The organism is Serratia marcescens (genome assembly GCF_029846115.1).
GTDB classification, from domain to species: domain Bacteria; phylum Pseudomonadota; class Gammaproteobacteria; order Enterobacterales; family Enterobacteriaceae; genus Serratia; species Serratia marcescens_L.
On the sequence record NZ_JARVZZ010000001.1, the window covers coordinates 2,710,635 to 2,731,423 of the forward strand.

At 57.8% G+C, this 20,789-nt stretch carries 14 protein-coding genes; 9 read left to right on the top strand and 5 right to left on the bottom strand.

Features of this window, described 5'->3' with window-relative positions; genetic code table 11:
• Positions 1-5 precede the first annotated feature (5 nt).
• From pflA to ycaO, 4 genes are all read right to left on the bottom strand, one after another.
• A complete protein-coding gene (pflA, locus tag QDT79_RS12720; protein WP_063989417.1) occupies positions 6-746 on the bottom strand; it encodes a pyruvate formate lyase 1-activating protein in 741 nt (246 codons plus the stop codon).
• A gap of 281 nt (positions 747-1,027) precedes the next feature.
• Entirely contained in the window at positions 1,028-3,310 is a 2,283-nt protein-coding gene (pflB, locus tag QDT79_RS12725; RefSeq protein WP_063989418.1) for a formate C-acetyltransferase, read from the bottom strand.
• Between the two features lie 54 nt (positions 3,311-3,364).
• Positions 3,365-4,225: a formate transporter FocA gene (gene focA, locus QDT79_RS12730; protein WP_107227716.1), complete on the bottom strand. Its 861-nt coding sequence runs from the start codon at positions 4,223-4,225 to the stop codon at positions 3,365-3,367.
• A 461-nt stretch (positions 4,226-4,686) separates the two neighbouring features.
• Positions 4,687-6,450: a 30S ribosomal protein S12 methylthiotransferase accessory factor YcaO gene (gene ycaO, locus QDT79_RS12735; RefSeq protein ID WP_063989420.1), complete on the bottom strand. Its 1,764-nt coding sequence runs from the start codon at positions 6,448-6,450 to the stop codon at positions 4,687-4,689.
• Between the two features lie 148 nt (positions 6,451-6,598).
• On the opposite strand from ycaO, the gene ansB reads away from it, so the two are divergent.
• The 9 genes from ansB to lpxK all read left to right on the top strand — a co-directional run bounded on the left by ansB (position 6,599) and on the right by lpxK (position 18,898).
• Positions 6,599-7,645, top strand: coding sequence for an L-asparaginase 2 (ansB, locus tag QDT79_RS12740; protein WP_308316580.1), 1,047 nt, complete (start codon positions 6,599-6,601; stop codon positions 7,643-7,645).
• A gap of 302 nt (positions 7,646-7,947) precedes the next feature.
• Positions 7,948-9,033: a 3-phosphoserine/phosphohydroxythreonine transaminase gene (gene serC, locus QDT79_RS12745; protein WP_107227719.1), complete on the top strand. Its 1,086-nt coding sequence runs from the start codon at positions 7,948-7,950 to the stop codon at positions 9,031-9,033.
• A gap of 113 nt (positions 9,034-9,146) precedes the next feature.
• A complete protein-coding gene (gene aroA / locus QDT79_RS12750; RefSeq protein WP_130017638.1) occupies positions 9,147-10,433 on the top strand; it encodes a 3-phosphoshikimate 1-carboxyvinyltransferase in 1,287 nt (428 codons plus the stop codon).
• 259 nt (positions 10,434-10,692) lie between these two features.
• Positions 10,693-11,382: a (d)CMP kinase gene (gene cmk, locus QDT79_RS12755; RefSeq protein WP_004928270.1), complete on the top strand. Its 690-nt coding sequence runs from the start codon at positions 10,693-10,695 to the stop codon at positions 11,380-11,382.
• A 184-nt stretch (positions 11,383-11,566) separates the two neighbouring features.
• Positions 11,567-13,240, top strand: a complete 1,674-nt coding sequence (rpsA, locus tag QDT79_RS12760) for a 30S ribosomal protein S1 (protein ID WP_004928267.1) — start codon at positions 11,567-11,569, stop codon at positions 13,238-13,240.
• A gap of 62 nt (positions 13,241-13,302) precedes the next feature.
• A complete protein-coding gene (gene ihfB / locus QDT79_RS12765; protein WP_004928264.1) occupies positions 13,303-13,587 on the top strand; it encodes an integration host factor subunit beta in 285 nt (94 codons plus the stop codon).
• 276 nt (positions 13,588-13,863) lie between these two features.
• Complete coding sequence (locus QDT79_RS12770) at positions 13,864-16,134, top strand: ComEC family protein (RefSeq protein ID WP_308317183.1); 2,271 nt, start codon at positions 13,864-13,866, stop codon at positions 16,132-16,134.
• A 35-nt stretch (positions 16,135-16,169) separates the two neighbouring features.
• Positions 16,170-17,918 (top strand): lipid A ABC transporter ATP-binding protein/permease MsbA, encoded by a 1,749-nt coding sequence (msbA, locus tag QDT79_RS12775; protein ID WP_063989425.1) that lies wholly within the window; start codon positions 16,170-16,172, stop codon positions 17,916-17,918.
• Positions 17,918-18,898 carry a tetraacyldisaccharide 4'-kinase gene (gene lpxK, locus QDT79_RS12780; protein WP_197816496.1) on the top strand — a complete coding sequence of 327 codons (981 nt, stop codon included), beginning with the start codon at positions 17,918-17,920 and terminating at the stop codon, positions 18,896-18,898. The genes msbA and lpxK overlap by 1 nt, the downstream gene beginning before the upstream one ends.
• 2 nt (positions 18,899-18,900) lie before the next feature.
• On the opposite strand, the gene hglS is transcribed toward lpxK, so the two are convergent.
• On the bottom strand, positions 18,901-20,307 hold the full coding sequence (gene hglS, locus QDT79_RS12785; RefSeq protein ID WP_063989427.1) for a 2-oxoadipate dioxygenase/decarboxylase HglS: 1,407 nt from the start codon (positions 20,305-20,307) through the stop codon (positions 18,901-18,903).
• Positions 20,308-20,789 lie beyond the last annotated feature (482 nt).

The following is a 20,789-nucleotide window of genomic DNA, read 5'->3' on the forward strand; positions in this document are numbered from 1 at the left end:
GCCAATCAGTAAATGACTTTGTGGCCGTAGCTTTCCAGGATACCTTTGACGCGATCCATGGTCTCGGCCTTCGGCGGATGAACGCCGTCCAGCTTGTACTCTTCCCCCATCGCTATCCATTTGTGCTTGCCCAGCTCGTGGTAGGGCAGCAGCTCGATTTTCTCGATGTTGCTCATGTCTTTGGTGAACTCGCCCAGCAGGTGCGCCGACTTATCGTCGTCTGACCAACCCGGCACCACCACGTAGCGGATCCAGGTGCGCTGGTTGCGTTTCGCCAGATAGCGGGCGAATTCCAGCGTGCGGTGGTTGGAGACGCCGACCAGGTTCTGGTGGATCTCGTCGTTCATCTGTTTCAGGTCCAGCATCACCAGATCGGTGGTGTCCAGCAGCTCGTCAATCACCGGATCGTAGCGGCGCACGAAGCCATTGGTGTCCAGGCAGGTATTGATGCCTTCGGCGTGGCAGGCGCGGAACCAGTCGCGCACGAATTCAGCCTGCAGGATCGCCTCGCCGCCGGACGCGGTCACGCCGCCGCCGGAGGCGTTCATGAAGTGGCGGTAGGCCACCGCGTCTTTCATCAGCTCTTCGACGGTCACTTCTTTGCCGCCGTGGGTATCCCAGGTATCGCGGTTATGGCAATAGAGGCAGCGCATCAGGCAGCCCTGGAAGAAGACGATAAAGCGGATCCCTGGCCCGTCGACGGTGCCGCAGGATTCGAAGGAGTGGATGCGACCAGTTACTGACATTGCGGGGTTTTCTCCAATATTGACTGTCAAACGCAGTCTAAAAATAGGCGCGTGGCCGCCGGCCAGGTATCTGCGATGCAGTGGCGGGGTGAGCCCGCCACCGGGGGTAATGATGCCTGTCGGCCGGTCAGTTGCCGGATAACTGTTTTGCCGGCTATCCATTCAGTATAGATGTCCGGCAAAACAGACTCGTACAGAGTCAGGGGAGAGCGGTGGGAGAAAAGGGCCGGCAGAGCCGGCCCCGACGTTGGCACCGGGCGGTTTCCCGCCCGGTTGGCGTATTACATCGTTTGAGTGAAGGTACGAGTAATCACGTCCTGCTGTTGCTCTTTGGTCAGCGAGTTGAAGCGCACGGCGTAACCGGAAACGCGGATGGTCAGCTGAGGGTATTTCTCAGGGTTTTCCATCGCATCCAGCAGCATTTCGCGGTTCATCACGTTGACGTTCAGGTGCTGGCCGCCTTCGATGGAGGCTTCATGGTGGAAGTAACCATCCATCAGGCCCGCCAGGTTGGCTTTACGCACGTCGTCGTCTTTACCCAGCGCGTTAGGCACGATGGAGAAGGTGTAGGAGATCCCGTCTTTCGCATAGGCAAACGGCAGTTTGGCTACCGAGGTCAGGGAGGCTACTGCGCCTTTCTGGTCGCGGCCGTGCATCGGGTTGGCGCCTGGGCCGAACGGTGCGCCTGCGCGGCGGCCATCCGGGGTGTTACCGGTTTTCTTACCGTACACCACGTTGGAGGTGATGGTCAGTACGGACTGGGTCGGTACCGCGTTGCGGTAGGTGCGCAGTTTCTGAATTTTCTTCATGAAACGTTCCACCAGGTCGCAGGCGATGTCATCGACGCGGGCGTCGTTGTTACCGAACTGCGGATACTCGCCTTCCACTTTGAAGTCGATAGCCAGGCCGTCTTCGTCGCGAATGGTGGTGACTTTCGCATACTTGATGGCGGACAGGGAGTCGGCTGCAACGGACAGGCCGGCGATGCCGCAAGCCATGGTGCGATAAACGTCACGGTCATGCAGGGCCATCAGCGCAGCTTCGTAGCTGTACTTGTCGTGCATGTAGTGAATGATGTTCAGCGCGGTCACGTACTGCTTGGCCAGCCAATCCATAAAGTGGTCCATGCGGGCCATGACTTTGTCATAGTCCAGCACTTCGTCCATCATCGGCGCTTCTTTCGGGCCGACCTGCATTTTCAGTTTTTCGTCAACGCCGCCGTTGATGGCGTACAGCATGGTTTTCGCCAGGTTGGCGCGGGCGCCGAAGAACTGCATTTGTTTGCCGACGATCATCGGGCTGACGCAGCAAGCGATGGCGTAGTCATCGTTGTTGAAGTCAGGGCGCATCAGGTCGTCGTTTTCGTACTGAACGGAAGAGGTGTCGATGGACACTTTCGCCGCGAATTTCTTGAAGTTCAGCGGCAGCTTCTCAGACCACAGGATGGTCATGTTCGGCTCCGGAGACGGCCCCATGGTGTACAGGGTGTTCAGGAAGCGGAAGCTGTTTTTGGTGACCAGGGTGCGGCCGTCGACGCCCATACCGGCCAGGGATTCAGTCGCCCAGATTGGGTCGCCGGAGAACAGCTCATCGTACTCAGGGGTACGCAGGAAGCGCACCATACGCAGTTTCATCACCAGATGGTCGATCAGTTCCTGCGCTTGCTCTTCGGTCAGTTTGCCCGCCTTGATGTCGCGCTCGATGAACACGTCGAGGAAGGTGGACACGCGGCCGAAGGACATGGCGGCGCCGTTCTGGGATTTTACCGCGGCCAGGTAGCCGAAGTAGGTCCACTGCACCGCTTCTTGCGCGCTGGTGGCCGGGCCGGAGATGTCGTAACCGTATTTGGCGGCCATCTCTTTGATCTGAGCCAGAGCGCGATGCTGTTCAGCGATCTCTTCGCGCAGCTGGATGGTCATTTCCAGGTCTTCGCCGTTTTCCAGTTTTTCCTGCAGCGATTTGAACTGGTTCAGCTTGTCGGCCATCAGGAAGTCGATACCGTACAGCGCCACGCGGCGGTAGTCGCCGATGATGCGGCCGCGGCCGTAGGCATCTGGCAGACCGGTCAGCACGCCGGACTTACGGCAGTTCAGGATGTCTTTGGTGTAAACGTCGAATACGCCCTGGTTGTGGGTTTTACGGTATTCGGTGAACACTTTTTTCAGCTGCGGATCCAGCTCGCGGCCGTACACTTTGCACGAACCTTCGACCATTTTGATGCCGCCGAACGGGATCAGCGCGCGTTTCAGAGGCGCGTCGGTCTGCAGGCCTACGATGGTTTCCAGCTCTTTGGCGATGTAACCCGCGTCGTGAGAAATGATGGTTGCAGCAACGTTGGTGTCGAAATCAACCGGCGCGTGAGTGCGGTTTTCCAGTTTGATCCCTTCCATAACCTTGTCCCACAAGGTGGTGGTGGCCTGAGTGGCGCCAGCCAGGAAGGATTCGTCACCTTCATAAGGCGTGTAGTTTTTCTGGATGAAGTCACGAACGTTGACTTCATTCTGCCAGTCACCCTTGCTGAAACCTTCCCAAGCGTTGGCTAATTTCTCGTTAAGTTCGGTCATTGTACACCTACCTTTGATTGTGGATTTCTAACTCTGCGCGCGGTAACTCACAGCTTAGTGCTGTTCGCGACCCCCGCGCAGATAAATTACCCAGTAAGTCAACCCAACCAGCAGGCCGCCGCCGATGATGTTGCCGATGGTGACCGGAATCAGGTTGTCGATGATGAAGTTGCTTACTGTCAGATGAGCGAATTGCTCAGGTACCGCCCCTACGGCTTGCCAGAACTCCGGCGTGGCGAAGTGTTTGACCACGATGCCCATAGGGATCATAAACATGTTGGCGATGCTGTGCTCGAAGCCGCTGGCGACAAACATCCCGACCGGCAGCACCATGGCGAACATCTTGTCGGTCAGGGTGCGGCCGGAGTAGCTCATCCAGACCGCCAGGCAGACCATCAGGTTAGCCAGAATGCCGAGGCACACGGCTTCGATAAAGGTGTGATGCAGCTTGTGGTCTGCGGTTTGCAGGACATTCAGGCCCCACTGGCCGTTGGCGACCATATATTCACCGGAGAACCAGATCAGCGCCACGAAGAACAGCGCGCCGACCAGGTTGCCGAGATAAACGTTCAGCCAGTTGGCACCCAACTGGCCCCAGCTGATGCGGCCGCTGGCCTTGGCGATGACGATAAGTACGGTAGAGGTGAACAGGTCGGCGCCCGATACCACCACCAGCATTAACCCGAGAGAGAAGCAGATGCCGCCGACCAGTTTCGCCAGCCCGAAAGGCACGCCGGCGGTGCCGGTGGTCGCCGTGATATAGAAAACGAAGGCGATGGAAATGAAGACACCGGCGGTGATCGCCAAATAAAACGTTTTCAGCGGATGTTTGGTGGCTTTATACACGCCGGCATCTTCAGCGATTTTCGCCGTGGCCGCAGGTAAAATCAGATCGAAGGGGCTGTCAGTTTTCAAACTAACTCTCGCTCTTAAGGGTTAAAACAACGCAATGAGATACTAGCAAAGCAGTATAGGGGAAAATTTGATTTGGATCATAAGGCGGGGAAGTAGAGCGGCAAAATGGCGTGTTTTTTGTGTGGTTTTTATGGTTAATTTATTGATTTTTAAGTAAAAACATTTTTTTAATGTTTGCAAAATTTTTTGAATTCACCGGGTGAACGGCGTAGGGTAAAGTTAAATTTTTAGGCGTTTTGTCGCCGCGCAGCGCTGAAAGTTTAATTATCGGTTAATTATTATTTCACCGTCCGGCAACAATTGACGGTTTATTTATTTTTATGGTCGTTTAACCGCCAATTTTACGGCGAGAAAATAAAACCGAATGCGTTGAAATACACCGCAAAAATGAAAACGCCGCAACGAAGTGCGGCGTTTGGCAGCAGGGGTACTCCCAAAGTGGCAGTATCCCCTGATGATGCTTAGGCCTTGGCCCAGTGGCGGCGTTTGGCAGCCTGCAGCTTCTCGTAGGCCGCCAGCAGCGCCTGATGGGCCGGCAGTGCCTCCAGATCGGCATCGACGGCGAACAGCCCGTTGAAGCGCTCTTCACCGCTGATGGCGGCGGAGGCGGCGTCGACCGCTTCCTGGCCGTACATCTTCACGAACGCGGTGTAGTACTGCGCCGCTTCGCGTTCAGGCTCCTGCGCCAGCAGCAGCAGCGTTTGCAGGCAGCGGTAGTAGTTGCTGCGCGCCGGGTTCAGCACCGAGGCGTTGAAATCCTGCGTCCATTCGGTCCAGATCAGCGCCTGATCCAGATCGCCGCCCGCCAGCGCCAGCATCGACTTCAACTCGCCCACGCGCAGGGTATGCCAGGCGTTGTCTTTGCCGCTGGCAATGCCCAGCAGTTCGCGTACGCGGGTGAAGTCGTCCAGCCCTTCGTCGTCCAACTGCTCGATCAGCGCCAGGTATTCTTCCGGTTCCCACTCGCTGCCCGGCAGCGCCAGCAGCGTATCGCGCAGGTGCGCGCCCATGCTGTTGTTGGCCAGCAGCAGGTCTTCTGCCGGGTAGATATCGGACATGCCCGGCACGATGATGCGGCAAGCATAGACGCCCAGGTGCTCGTAGTCGGCGATGTACACTTCCGCGTCTTCTTTGTCGAAGATGCTCATCAGGGTGGCGAACTCTTCCTGGGTACTGCCGCTGAAGCTCCAGTCAACGAACGGATAGTCCGCATCCTGTTTGAACAGATCCCAGGAGATCAGGCCGCTGGAGTCGATGAAGTGCGTTTCCAGGTTGGTGTGTTCCGCCACTTCTTCGTCATCGAAGGTCGGCGCGGTGAACACGTCGAGATCTTTCAGGCTGCGGCCCTGCAGCAGTTCGGTCACCGTGCGCTCCAGCGCCACGCCGAAGTCCGGGTGCGCGCCGAACGAGGCGAAGCAGGTGCCGTTGGTCGGGTTGAACAGCACCACGCAGATGACCGGATAGTTGCCGCCCAGCGAGGCGTCGTAGGAGAGGATCGGGAAACCTTCCTCTTCCAGCTTGGCGATGGCTTCCACCACGCCCGGGTAGCGGTTCAGCACTTCGTCCGGGATCGCCGGCAGGCTGATGGATTCGGCGATGATGCGGTTTTTCACATAGCGCTCGAACACTTCCGACAGGCCCTGCACCCGCGCTTCGTTGGCGGTGTTGCCGGCGGACATGCCGTTGGAAACATACAGGTTGCCGATGATGTTCATCGGGATGTACACGGTTTGCTGATCGGACTGACGGGTAAACGGCAGCGCACACACGCCGCGATCGGCGTTGCCGGATTGCAGATCGACAAGATCGCTGGCGCTCAGCTCTTGCTGCGGATCGTAGAAGGCGTGCAGGCGTTCGTCGAGGATGCCGGCCGGCAGCGCGTCGTCTTCAGGGATCGGGAACCATTTCTCATTCGGGTAGTGCACGAAGTCGCCTTCGGCGATCTGCTTGCCCAGATAGAAATCGGCGAAGAAGTAGTTGGTGGACAGGCGCTCGAAATATTCACCCAGCGCGGAGGCCAGCGCGGCTTTTTTGCTGGCGCCTTTGCCGTTGGTGAAGCACAGCGGGCAATCGCGATCGCGAATGTGCACCGACCACACGTGCGGCACCGGGTTCAGCCAGGAGGCTTCTTCGATGTTGAAACCGAGATCGCTCAATTTCTGCTGGAAACGGGCGATGGAGTCTTCCAGGGCGGCGTCTTTACCGGGGATAAAAGTTTGCGTCATTGTCTTCACTTTTTGCGCGTACTAAAAACGCGCAATGATACGGGGTTTTGCGCTGGAGCTCCACGTATTCCTAAAGCGGTGGCAAAGTCACAGTTTTTTTAAGGATAAAGGCCATAATTCAGCGAGTTATCTGTCACGGAGAAATCTAATGAAATCAGTGAAACTCAGCGTGTTAACTCTCTTGTTGACCGGTGCCAGCGCCTCGGCGCTGGCGCTGCCCAACATCACCCTGCTGGCGACCGGCGGCACCATCGCCGGCGGCGGCGATTCGGCGACGAAATCCAACTATACGGCGGGCAAACTGGGCGTCGAGGCGTTGGTCGATGCGGTGCCGGCGCTGAAAGATATCGCCAACGTGCAGGGAGAGCAGGTGGTGAACATCGGCTCGCAGGACATGAACGATCAGGTCTGGCTGACGCTGGCGAAGAAAATTGACGCCGACTGCGGCAAAACCGACGGCTTCGTCATCACCCACGGCACCGATACGCTGGAAGAGACGGCCTATTTCCTCGATCTGACGGTGAAGTGCGACAAGCCGGTGGTGCTGGTGGGGGCGATGCGGCCGGCGACGGCGATGAGCGCCGACGGCCCGTTCAATCTGTATAACGCGGTGGTGACGGCGGCGGATCCGCAATCGGCCAACCGCGGGGTGCTGGTGGCGATGAACGACACCGTGCTGGATGCGCGCGACGTCACCAAGACCAACACCACCGCCGTGCAGACCTTCCAGTCGCCGAACTACGGCCCGCTGGGGTATATCCACAACGGCAAGGTTGATTACCAGCGTTCGCCGCAGCGTAAGCATACCCGGGATACGCCGTTCGACGTCAACAAGCTGAGCGAACTGCCGAAGGTCGGCATCGTCTACAACTATGCCAACGCCTCCGATGCGCCGGCCAAGGCGCTGATCGCCGAAGGCTACCAGGGCATCGTCAGCGCCGGGGTCGGCAACGGCAATCTGTATAAAACGGTGTTCGACACCCTGGCGACGGCGGCGCACCACGGTGTGGCGGTAGTGCGTTCATCGCGCGTGCCGACCGGCGCCACCACCGAAGATGCGGAAGTGGACGACGCCAAGTACGGCTTTGTGGCCGCCGGCACGTTGAATCCGCAAAAAGCGCGCATACTGCTGCAGCTGGCGCTGACGCAAACCAAAGACGCGAAGCAGATCCAGCAGATGTTCAATCAGTACTGATCGTTTTCTTCCCTGCGGGGGCCGACCGGACTCCCGCAGCCATCTTGGCTGAATACAGCATAAAACACCGCGTTAACCCGCTGAATTTCCCCATGTCGCAGGGTTTTATCGTCCAAACAATCGCGACGGCCGCAGAGCCTGTCATCACCCGGCGGGGCCGTTTGCCGCCGACGGGCGAATAAGCGTTGCAGCCATGGGGCGTGAGTGATAAAACCGATGGGTTGGTTAACGCGAGCGTTAACTTCGGGCGTCTTTTCGACAGGTCGCTTTTCTGCGGCGAACAGTGAATGTGGTGAGGGGAAATGACTCAGGTTTATAATTTTAGCTCTGGCCCGGCGATGCTGCCGGTGGAAGTGTTGCGTCGTGCGGAACAGGAACTGTGCAACTGGCACGGGCTGGGCACGTCAGTGATGGAGATCAGTCACCGCAGCAAAGAGTTCATCGCCGTTGCTGAGCAGGCGGAACAGGATCTGCGCGATCTGCTGAAAGTCCCCTCCAACTATAAAGTGCTGTTTTGCCACGGCGGCGCCCGCGGGCAGTTTGCCGCGCTGCCGCTGAACCTGCTGGGCGACAAGACCACCGCCGACTATATCGACGGCGGTTATTGGGCGCACAGCGCCATCAAGGAAGCGGAGAAGTATTGCACCCCGAACGTCATCGACGTGAAAACCCGCATCGACGGCCTGAGCGGCATCAAGCCGATGAAAGAGTGGCAACTCAACGCCGACGCGGCTTATGTGCACTATTGCCCGAATGAGACCATCGACGGCGTGGCCATCGATGAAACGCCGGACTTCGGCGACAAGGTGGTGATCGGCGATTACTCCTCGACCATTCTGTCCCGCCCGCTCGACGTCAGCCGTTTTGGCGTGATTTACGCCGGCGCGCAGAAAAATATCGGCCCGGCCGGCCTGACGCTGGTGATCGTGCGCGACGATCTGCTGGGCAAGGCGCGCAAAGAAGTGCCGTCGATCCTCGATTACACCGTGCTGGCCGAGAACGACTCGATGTTCAACACCCCACCGACCTTCGCTTGGTATCTGTCCGGGCTGGTGTTCAAATGGCTGAAAGAGCAGGGCGGCCTGGTGGAGATGCAGAAACGCAATCAGGCCAAGGCCGAACTGCTGTACGCGACCATCGATAAATCCGACTTCTACCGCAGCCAGGTGGCGATCGCCAACCGTTCCTGGATGAACGTGCCGTTCCAGTTGGCCGATGCGGCGCTGGACAAGGTGTTCCTCAGCGAAGCCGAGGCCATCGGCCTGCAGGCGCTGAAAGGCCACCGGGTAGTTGGCGGCATGCGCGCTTCTATTTACAATGCCATGCCGCTGGCCGGCGTGCAGGCGCTGACCGACTTCATGACCGACTTCGAACGTCGTCACGGTTGATTCCGTCAGCCCGCCAGGCGCGGGCTGCTCAGGCTGTTGTCCTTTTGCATTAAAGCGGCTCCGGCATTATTCCGGAGCCGTTTCGTTTATCAGAATTGGAGAGTTTTGTTCACATGGTGGATTCCCTGACGTTACACCCGGTCGCCCTGGTCAATGGCACCGTCAACTTACCCGGCTCCAAGAGCGTTTCTAACCGCGCTCTGCTGCTGGCGGCGCTGGCGAAAGGCTCGACCCGGCTGACCAACCTGCTGGACAGCGACGACGTGCGTCATATGCTGAACGCGCTGCAGGCGTTGGGCGTGAACTATCAGCTTTCCGCCGATCGCACCGTGTGCGAAGTGACCGGCGTGGCCGGGCCGCTGGTGGCCGATCGGCCGCTGGAACTGTTCCTCGGCAACGCCGGGACGGCGATGCGCCCATTGGCGGCGGCGCTGTGCCTCGGCGAGGGCGACGTGGTGTTGACCGGCGAACCGCGCATGAAAGAGCGCCCGATCGGCCATCTGGTGGACGCGTTGCGCCAGGGCGGGGCGCAGATTGATTACCTCGAGCAGACCGATTACCCACCGATTCGCCTGCGCGGCGGCTTCCAGGGCGGCGACGTCACCGTTGACGGCAGCGTCTCCAGCCAGTTCCTGACTGCGTTGCTGATGACCGCGCCGCTGGCGCCGCAGGATACGCAGATCCACATCAAGGGCGAGCTGGTTTCCAAGCCGTACATCGACATCACGCTGCATCTGATGCGCACCTTCGGCGTATCGGTGAGCCACGACAACTACCGGGTGTTCCATATCCAGGGGCGCCAGACGTATATCGCGCCGGGCGATTACCTGGTTGAGGGTGACGCCTCTTCCGCCTCCTACTTCCTGGCAGCGGCGGCGATCAAGGGCGGCACCGTGCGCGTGACCGGCATCGGCCGCAAAAGCGTGCAGGGTGACACCAAGTTTGCCGACGTGCTGGAGAAAATGGGCGCGCGCATTACCTGGGGCGACGATTTCATCGAGTGCAGCCGCGGTGAACTGCGCGGCATCGACATGGACATGAACCACATTCCGGACGCGGCGATGACCATCGCCACCGCGGCGCTGTTCGCCGAGGGGCCGACCACCATTCGCAATATCTACAACTGGCGGGTGAAGGAGACCGACCGTCTGGCGGCGATGGCGACCGAGCTGCGTAAAGTGGGGGCGGAAGTGGACGAAGGCGAAGACTATATTCACGTTGTGCCGCCGGCCAAACTGCAGTTTGCCGAGATCGGCACCTACAACGATCACCGCATGGCGATGTGTTTCTCGCTGGTGGCGCTGTCGGATACTCCGGTCACCATTCTCGATCCGAAATGCACCGCGAAAACCTTCCCGGACTATTTCGAACAGCTGGCGCGCATCAGCCAGCCGGCGTAACCCGTCAAATCGTTTATTTTAAGGCCCCTTTGTGGGCCTTTATCGTTTTTAACCTTTGGCGACCGGCGTTTCTTCTATACTTTTTCGCGGTTGTGCGCTTATTTTCAACAACCGGACAGTTCCAGGGTAACAGATCGCCGTAGGGCAGCGTATAATACGCCACCGTATTTGCCCCTGATTGGGCAGGTGACAGGGCGCACGGGCTTCGCGTCGAAGCTCACCGTGCCTCTGTGAGGTTTTCTACCTGAAGGAGAGAGAAATGACGGCTACAGCCCCGGTGATAACCGTTGATGGACCAAGTGGCGCAGGCAAAGGCACGCTGTGTAAAGCGTTGGCCGAGTCCCTTGGTTGGCGTTTGCTGGACTCCGGCGCGATCTATCGCGTGCTGGCGCTGGCGGCGTTGCATCATCAGGTGGATATCACTTCTGAGGAAGCGCTGGTTCCGCTGGCCGCACATCTCGATGTTCGCTTCGTTGCCCAGGACGGCAAGCTGCAGGTGATTTTGGAAGGTGAGGACGTCAGCAATGAGATCCGCACCGAAACCGTCGGCAACACCGCGTCGCAAGCGGCGGCGTTTCCGCGCGTGCGCGAGGCGTTGCTGCGTCGCCAGCGCGCATTCCGCGAGGCGCCCGGCCTGATTGCCGATGGTCGCGATATGGGCACGGTGGTGTTCCCGGACGCGCCGGTCAAGATTTTCCTCGACGCCAGCTCGGAGGAGCGCGCGCACCGCCGCATGCTGCAGTTGCAGGAGAAGGGCTTTAATGTTAACTTTGAACGTCTTTTAGCCGAGATAAAGGAACGGGACGACCGTGACCGTAATCGGCCTATCGCGCCTCTGGTGCCCGCTTCTGACGCCCTCGTGCTGGATTCTACCAGCATGTCGATCGAAGAAGTGATCCGGCAGGCGTTGACGTATGCACAGAAAGTGTTGGCGTTGCCGCAGCAATAAGCGCGGCGGCGCTATTGGCTTTTTGTCATATTTGTCATAGCGGTATCGCAATATATCGGGTAAAATTTTACCCCTGTAACCTTAAACCCTGTCGGCATGGAGCCAATGGCGGGGTATGTGAAACAACCCCATTCGGCGGGACGCTAAATGGACGTTAAACTAAAGAACCCTGAAGATTAACAACATGACTGAATCTTTCGCTCAACTCTTTGAAGAATCCTTAAAAGAAATCGAAACCCGCCCGGGTTCCATCGTTCGTGGCGTCGTTGTTGCTATCGACAAAGATATCGTACTGGTTGACGCCGGTCTGAAATCTGAGTCTGCCATCCCGGCTGAGCAATTCAAAAACGCCCAGGGCGAGCTGGAAATCCAGGTTGGTGACGAAGTTGACGTTGCTCTGGATGCTGTTGAAGACGGCTTCGGTGAAACCCTGCTGTCCCGTGAGAAAGCTAAGCGTCACGAAGCTTGGATCACGCTGGAAAAAGCCTACGAAGAAGCTGAGACTGTAACCGGTGTTATCAACGGCAAAGTGAAGGGTGGCTTCACCGTCGAGCTGAACGGCATCCGCGCGTTCCTGCCAGGTTCCCTGGTTGACGTGCGTCCGGTACGTGACACTCTGCACCTGGAAGGCAAAGAGCTTGAGTTCAAAGTCATCAAGCTGGATCAGAAGCGCAACAACGTTGTCGTTTCTCGCCGTGCGGTTATCGAATCCGAGAACAGCGCTGAGCGCGATCAACTGCTGGAAAACCTGCAGGAAGGCATGGAAGTTAAAGGTATCGTTAAGAACCTCACTGACTACGGTGCATTCGTTGATCTGGGCGGCGTAGACGGCCTGCTGCACATCACTGACATGGCTTGGAAACGCGTTAAGCACCCAAGCGAAATCGTCAATGTTGGCGATGAAATCACTGTTAAAGTGCTGAAGTTCGACCGCGAGCGTACTCGTGTATCCCTGGGCCTGAAACAGCTGGGCGAAGATCCATGGGTTGCTATCGCGAAACGTTACCCAGAAGGCACCAAGCTGACTGGTCGTGTAACCAACCTGACTGATTACGGCTGCTTCGTAGAAATCGAAGAAGGCGTTGAAGGTCTGGTACACGTTTCTGAAATGGATTGGACCAACAAAAACATCCATCCGTCCAAAGTTGTTAACGTGGGCGACGTAGTGGAAGTGATGGTTCTGGACATCGATGAAGAACGTCGTCGTATCTCCCTGGGCCTGAAGCAGTGCAAATCCAACCCATGGCAGCAGTTCGCAGAAACCCACAACAAGGGCGACCGCGTTGAAGGTAAAATCAAGTCTATCACTGACTTCGGTATCTTCATCGGCCTGGACGGCGGCATCGACGGCCTGGTTCACCTGTCTGACATCTCCTGGAACGTTGCAGGCGAAGAAGCAGTACGTGAATACAAGAAAGGCGACGAAATCGCAGCGGTTGTTCTGCAAGTTGACGCAGAGCGCGAGCGTATCTCCCTGGGCGTGAAGCAGCTGGCTGAAGACCCGTTCAATAACTACCTGTCTATGAACAAGAAAGGTGCTATTGTTACTGGTAAAGTCACTGCAGTTGACGCCAAAGGTGCTACAGTTGAATTGGCAGGCGGCGTAGAAGGTTACCTGCGTGCATCTGAAGCCTCTCGCGACCGCATTGAAGATGCAACTCTGGTTCTGAACGTAGGTGACGAAGTTGAAGCCAAATTCACCGGCGTTGACCGTAAGAACCGCGTTGTAAGCCTGTCCGTACGTGCTAAGGACGAAGCTGACGAGAAAGACGCCATCGCTACTGTTAACAACAAACAGGAAGAAGGCAACTTCTCTAACGCAATGGCTGAAGCTTTCAAAGCGGCTAAAGGCGAGTAATGACGGGGGGCGGTTTTTGACCGCCCCGATACGGTAGTTTAGCTGCAAAGCTTGGAGGTACTATGACCAAGTCTGAACTTATTGAAAGACTTGCTGGCCAGCAATCTCATATTCCGGCGAAGGCCGTTGAGGATGCAGTGAAAGAGATGCTTGAGCACATGGCCGCAACGCTGGCCGAGGGCGAACGCATTGAGATCCGCGGATTCGGCAGTTTTTCTCTTCACTACCGTGCCCCGCGTGTAGGCCGCAATCCGAAAACCGGTGACAAAGTTGAGCTGGATGGCAAGTACGTTCCTCACTTCAAACCCGGCAAAGAGTTGCGTGACCGCGCCAATATCTATGGCTAGTCGCTGACTGCTCATAGCGTTGTTGCTTGTAAAGAATATAAAACGGTGCCTTTAAGGCGCCGTTTTTTTTCGCCTGCGATTCTCCATGATACGCTCGTAAATTGCGTACTGCGCCGCATTTGCGGTGTGGCTGCTGCATAGGCCTCTCTTATCCTGCCATGCTCACCGCATCTTCGTTAAAGCCCGCTGGCGGCGACATATCGCCTCAACGATCCTGCTTGCTTACCGTGACGCGTTTTTGCTCATGGTGGAGCCGAAGGGAGAAGAGCGATCAAAATTTCGCTGGATCTGGCGATATTCGCCGTCATCTGCGGCATCCTGCCGCTGCTGGTTTTACCGCGGTTGCCAGAGCCATGGCTGCTGTGGCCGATGCTGTTTGTCGCCTGTTTACTGCTGCGCACCCGTTGGCCGATCTGCCGCTATTTGGCCTGCCTGGGTTTGGGATTCATATGGGCGGTTTTCAACGCCGGAAGCCTGCTTGGGCAAATGGAGCACCTAAGCCGCATGCCGGATGTAACGGCGGTGGTACAGGTGAGCAGCATCGCACTGGAGCCTGCCACCAGTAAGCAGACGCTGATGCGCATCGAACGAGTCGACGGCCATTGGTTGGTGCCTGCGCTGGCGTTTACCACGACGTGGGCCCCAGAACGGCAGCGGCTGTGCGCCGGGCAGCGTTGGCAGTTGAAACTGCGTTTGCGGCCGGTGCACGGTAAGCTCAATGAAGGCGGCTTTGACAGCCAGCGTTGGGCAATCGCGCAGCGCCAACCCTTGACCGCGCAGGTCAGGCAGGCTCGTTTGCTGGATGGCGATTGCGGCCTGCGCCAGCGCATAATCAGCCATGCGGAAACCAACATCGGTGAATTGCGTTACAAGGCGGTATTGCTGGCGCTAGCTTTTGGAGAACGAACCGCACTTGAACAGGCTTTGCGCACGCTGATGCTGAAAACCGGCATTGCGCACTTAATGGCCATTTCAGGGCTTCATGTGGCGATGGTCGCCATTTTGTTTTGGGCGGTGCTGCGTGCGCTGCAGTTTTTTCTTCCCGCCCATCTGATTGGCTATCGCTTTCCGCTGGTCGCAGGCTGGGTGGCGACGCTGATCTATGTCTGGTTGGTGGGCGCCCAGCCGCCGGCGGTACGCACCGCGTTGGCGATGACCCTGTGGATGCTGCTGCGCTTGCGCGGCGTTCATTGTTCTTCCTGGCAGGTGTGGCTATGGTGTATCGGGCTGATTTTGCTGTGCGATCCGCTGGCGATATTGTCAGACAGTTTCTGGCTGTCGGTGCTGGCGGTAGGTTGCCTGATTTTTTGGTTTGAATGGGCGCCGATCGGTGAGCGATTCCGGTCGGCGTGGTATTGGGCGCCGGTACGCTGGCTGCATATTCAGCTCGGCATGACGCTGCTACTGGTGCCGATGCAGGTCGCACTGTTTTTAGGCCTGACGCTGACCTCGTTGCCGGCCAATCTTTGGGCGGTGCCGATCGTCTCATTGGTGACGGTGCCGTTGATTTTGCTGGCGGTGATCGGCGGCGTCTTCCCCTCGCTAAGTTACGGGCTTTGGTGGTTGGCCGATTTCACGTTGAGCTGGGTGTTTGTGCCGCTGAATTACCTGCAACGCGGTTGGGTGGATTTGGGGGCTGCCTCGCTGCTGGCCAGCATAGCGGGATGGCTTATCGTTATCTGTTGGCGCTTTCATTGGTGGCGGCGTTATGCCCCGGGGCTGGCGACGATAGCGATATGCTGTGTGCTGTGGCGGGAAAAAGAGCCGGGATACCGCTGGCGAGTCGATATGCTCGATGTCGGGCACGGCTTGGCGGTGGTCATTGAGCAAAACGGCAAGGGAATACTGTACGATACCGGCGATCGTTGGCCGGGCGGCAGCGCCGCCGAACGGCATATTTTGCCGATGTTGAACTGGCGAGGAATTGAATTGGAACAGATCATTATCAGCCATGATCATCTCGATCATATCGGCGGGCTGCCGACGGTACAGAGTGCGTTTCCACAGGCGACGGTGCGTAGCCCGATACGCGGGGTGGGGCACTTGCCCTGCGTCGCCGGTGAGCGTTGGCGTTGGCAGTCGTTGCAATTCGAGGTGCTGTGGCCGCCGAGAACGCTCAAAAGGCCGGTCAATGACGACTCCTGCGTGATTCGTATCGACGACGGGCAATACAGCCTGCTGCTTACCGGCGACGCGGAAAAGAAAGCGGAGGCACAGCTGATTCGATTGCGGCGCGACCGTTTAGCGGCCACGATATTGCAGGTGGGGCACCATGGCAGCAGAACCTCTTCCACACCGCCGTTTCTGCGCGCGGTCAATCCTGAGGCGGCGCTGGCGTCTGCATCTCGTTACAACAAATGGCGTTTGCCTGCGCGTAAAGTGGTCGCCAGATACCGGGCAAATGGCATTATATGGCGTGATACGACGCGCTCTGGCCAGTTATCGGTACTTTTTTTCGACAACGATTGGCAAATTAAAGGCTTTCGCGAACAATTAATGCCCCGTTGGTACCATCAGCGGTTTGGCGTAGAGGGTGATAATGAGTAAAATAGGCCGCTATTTCTTCCGATGCTGGTATTTGCATGATGAATGATAAAGATCTCTCGACCTGGCAGACTTTCCGTCGACTCTGGCCGATGATCACTCCTTTTAAGACCGGGCTGATTGTGGCCGCCATTGCGTTGATTATGAACGCAGCGGGTGACACGCTGATGCTGTCTCTGCTTAAACCGCTATTGGACGATGGGTTTGGAAAAACCGACAGCAGCGTGCTGGTGTGGATGCCGCTGGCGGTGATTGCGCTGATGCTGATGCGCGGCGTGACCAGCTTTGTTTCAAGCTACTGCATTTCCTGGGTTTCCGGCATGGTGGTGATGCAGATGCGCCGCCGCCTGTTTGGCCACATGATGAGAATGCCGGTGGCCTTCTTCGATCAGCAGTCTACCGGGACTTTGCTGTCGCGCATTACCTATGATTCCGAGCAGGTGGCTTCCTCCTCTTCCAGTGCGCTGGTGACCGTGGTGCGTGAAGGGGCCTCGATCATTGGCCTGTTCATCATGATGTTCTACTACAGCTGGCAGCTGTCGGTGATCCTGATCGTGCTGGCGCCGATCGTTTCCATCGCCATTCGCCTGGTGTCCAAGCGTTTCCGTAACATCAGCAAGAACATGCAGAACACCATGGGGCAGGTGACCACCAGCGCCGAGCAGATGCTGAAAGGCCATAAGGAAGTGCTGATCTTCGGTGGCCAGCAGGTGGAAACCGAGCGCTTTAACTCGGTCAGCAACCGCATGCGTCAACAGGGCATGAAACTGGTCTCCGCGTCTTCGATTTCCGATCCGATCATACAGCTGATCGCTTCGCTGGCCCTGGCGTTCGTACTGTTTGCCGCCAGCTTCCCAAGCGTGATGGCAACCCTGACCGCCGGTACTATTACTGTGGTGTTCTCGTCGATGATCGCGCTGATGCGCCCGCTGAAGTCGCTGACCAATGTCAATGCCCAGTTCCAACGCGGGATGGCGGCCTGTCAGACGCTGTTCTCCATTTTGGATATGGAACAGGAAAAAGACACCGGTACCCGCGAAGTGAAGCGTGCGAAAGGCGATATCGAATTCCGTAACGTTACCTTCTACTACCCATCCAAGGAAACGCCGGCGCTGCGTGATATCAACCTGAAAATCGCTGAAGGCAAGACCGTTGCATTGGTGGGCCGTTCCGGTTCGGGGAAATCCACCATCGCCAACCTGTTGACGCGTTTCTACGATATCCAGGAAGGCGAAATTCTGATGGATGGCCACGATCTGCGCGAATATACCCTGGCCTCACTGCGTAATCAGGTGGCGCTGGTCTCGCAAAACGTGCATCTGTTCAACGACACCATCGCCAATAACATCGCCTATGCGCGCGAGAGCGAATACAGCCGCGAGCAGATTGAGAAAGCGGCAGAAATGGCGTACGCGATGGACTTCATCAACAAGATGGAGAACGGCTTGGATACGGTGATCGGTGAGAACGGCGTAATGCTGTCCGGCGGCCAACGTCAGCGTATCGCCATCGCGCGTGCGTTACTGCGTGACTGTCCGATCCTGATCCTGGATGAGGCGACTTCTGCGCTGGATACCGAGTCCGAACGTGCTATTCAAGCTGCGCTTGACGAGTTGCAGAAAGACCGTACTTCGCTGGTGATCGCGCACCGTCTGTCGACGATTGAGAAGGCGGACGAGATCCTGGTGGTGGAGGACGGCCGCATCGTCGAACGCGGCGAGCACGCCGAATTGCTTGAACGGCAGGGCGCCTATGCGCAGCTGCACCGCATGCAGTTTGGTCAATAATGATTGAGCGCATCTGGTCCGGCGGTTCGCTGCTTTATCTGGCGCTGCTGCCGCTCTCTTGGCTGTATGGCCTGTTTAGTTGGCTGATTCGCCTCAGCTATCGCTGCGGCCTGCGCAAAAGCTGGCGCGCACCGGTGCCGGTGGTGGTGGTGGGCAACCTCACTGCCGGCGGCAACGGCAAAACGCCGATGGTGATCTGGCTGGTGGAACACCTGCAGCAGCGGGGCTATCGCATTGGCGTGGTCTCGCGCGGTTACGGCGGCAAGTCGGCGGTCTATCCCCTGGTGCTCAATCAGAATACCTCAACCCGCGAAGCGGGGGATGAGCCGGTGCTGATTTATCAGCGCACCGGCGCGCCCGTGGCGATTGCGCCCAAGCGAGCCGAGGCGGTGCAGGCCTTGCTGCAACACCAGCCGCTGGATGCGATCATCACCGACGACGGCTTGCAGCACTATGCCTTACAGCGTGACTTCGAGCTGGTGGTCATCGACGGCGTGCGCCGTTTCGGCAATGGCTGGTGGTTACCGGCCGGGCCGATGCGCGAGCGTGCCGCGCGGCTTGGCAGCGTCGATGCGCGCGTCGCCAATGGCGGCGTGGCGCAGGCGGGAGAGATTGCCATGCGCCTGCAGGCGCGTGACGCGGTGAACCTGCTGAGCGGTGAACGTCGCCCGGCGGCCGAGCTGCCGCGCGTGGTGGCTATGGCGGGTATCGGTCATCCGCCGCGTTTCTTCGCGACGTTGGAAAAACTGAACGTCGAGGTGGTGCAGGAAGTGGCGTTTGCCGATCATCAGGAATATCAGCAGCCGCAGCTGGCGGCGCTGGCTGCAGCCGATCAGACGCTGCTGATGACGGAGAAGGACGCGGTGAAGTGTCGCGCCTTTGCCCAGCCTAATTGGTGGTATTTGCCGGTTGATGCGGTGCTACCGTCCGCTCAGGCTGAGCAACTGCTGCAGGATATCGAATCTCTACTGACTAAATAATCTCAGGACGCCAGCGTGATAAGCCCCAGGGCTTGCGCGCAGGCTTCCAGCGAACGCTGCTGGGTTTGCTGATACAGTGCCAGCTCATCGATCACCTCACTGCCCAACGCTTGTTCAAACGCTGCGCGGCTGGAAGTCGCGTTGTATTGCGCGTGGCGGCTGTCCCCCAGATTCGACTGGAAAATCCCCGCCGCGCTGACCGGCAGAAAATCTTCATACACCAGCGGCTGGAAGCGAACGTGTTCTTTCTCGATCAGTTGTTCCAGGGTGCTGTGCTTATCCAGCGACTCTTTGGCCGCCAGGCCGCATTCGGTCGGGAAATAGCGGAACCAGGCCAGCTGTTGCTCACGCAGCGTAGCGTAATCGTCCGGAAACGCCCGGAAGTTTTCCTCCAGCAATTGATAGTAGCGCTCGGCATTCTTCTCGCTCGGCGGCGCCTGTAGCGCATCGTTGGTCGCCTGCAGCAAACGGTCGTAAAGTTCGCGTCCTTTAGGCGTCAGCGCCACGCCGCGTTGTTCGATCTCGCCGAAGCGTGCGGTGTGATGACCGGCGATGGCGTGGCCGTCGTGCTCAACGAAATCGACGCTTTCTTCCAGCGCTTTGAAGCTGGTTTGGCGCAGCAGGATCGCGCGGCGGCGGCGCGGTGGGCCCTCGATGACTGCTTTGGGCGTAATACCGCGGCCGGGCATCGCCTGCTGAACGCGATCGATATCCAGCGTGCGTGGTGTCAGGTGGTTGATATGTGGCCCTTTAAACGCTACCACGTCAGCGATCAGGCGATGCTGATCGTGCAGTTGCCGGTATTCTTCGGCGCTGACCGTCGCTTGGTTGTGCCAGCGGAAAGTTTCCAGCGCTTGCTCGACAAATTCCTGCGCCTGCACTTCATTCAATCCGCCTTGCGCTTCCTGCAGCGCGATCAGCTCCAGCGCGCGATCGGTAAAGATGCGGCGGCGTGCCAGCAAGCGCTCGGCCAGCGCACGCAGCGCGGGATCCTCTATCAGTTCCAGGCGCAGCAGGGAGGTGAACACGCGGAAAGGACTGATCTGCAGAGCGTCTTCGTGTACGGCGCGAAAAGCGGTGGAGTGCACCGGAACGCCTGCTACCGACAGGTCATAGTAACCGACCGGCGCCATGCCCATCACCCGAAACAGGCGGCGCAGGGTGGTCAGCTCGCCTGCAGTGCCGACCCGGATTGCGCCGTGGCGCTCCATGGCCAGGCGTTCTATCTCGCCGGTGATTTGCAGTTGATGAGCCAGTGCGGCGTCTTCGCGCAGAACCTGCCGGTTGGTTTCCGCCACCAGCTCCAGCAGATCGCCGTACAGCGGTACCTCTTTTTGATACATGTCCGACATCGCGTGAGAGAATCTGGCGCGGATTTCATTAGGTGAAACGAACTGCTGGGCGGTCATGCGCATAGCTCCTTGATTCAGCATAATCTGAAAAATCGTGTTTTTAGCGGCAAAAGTGCTGGCGAAAAAGCCGTCTGCCTTGTTTTCCCCTCAAGTTTAGCCATCTGATTTGGGATTTGTTATAGACGCGGCAAGCATATTAGAGTTTTATGCGTTAGCTCTCATTTGCAGCGCACAGGCGGGCAAACGATGCCCTGGTGAGCGGAGGGGCGCGGTGGTTCGGACGCGGCGACCGTTAAATTAAGTCATGTGTATTCAGGGGGATAAAAATAAATCGGGCGTAATAGCGAATTTAATGCAATAAACCTCTTGTGCATTCACCAGTTTTATGAGTAAATGCAAGTCGGCCTGTAATTCAGACCTATTTATGTTCGAGTTTAGAGTTAAGCAGTTCCTCCAAAAACGTTATCATTCGATTCCGCTTCAAAGACGAACCTTCTAAGTACCTCCCATAAGTAATGTTTCTGAAATGGTCTCAATTG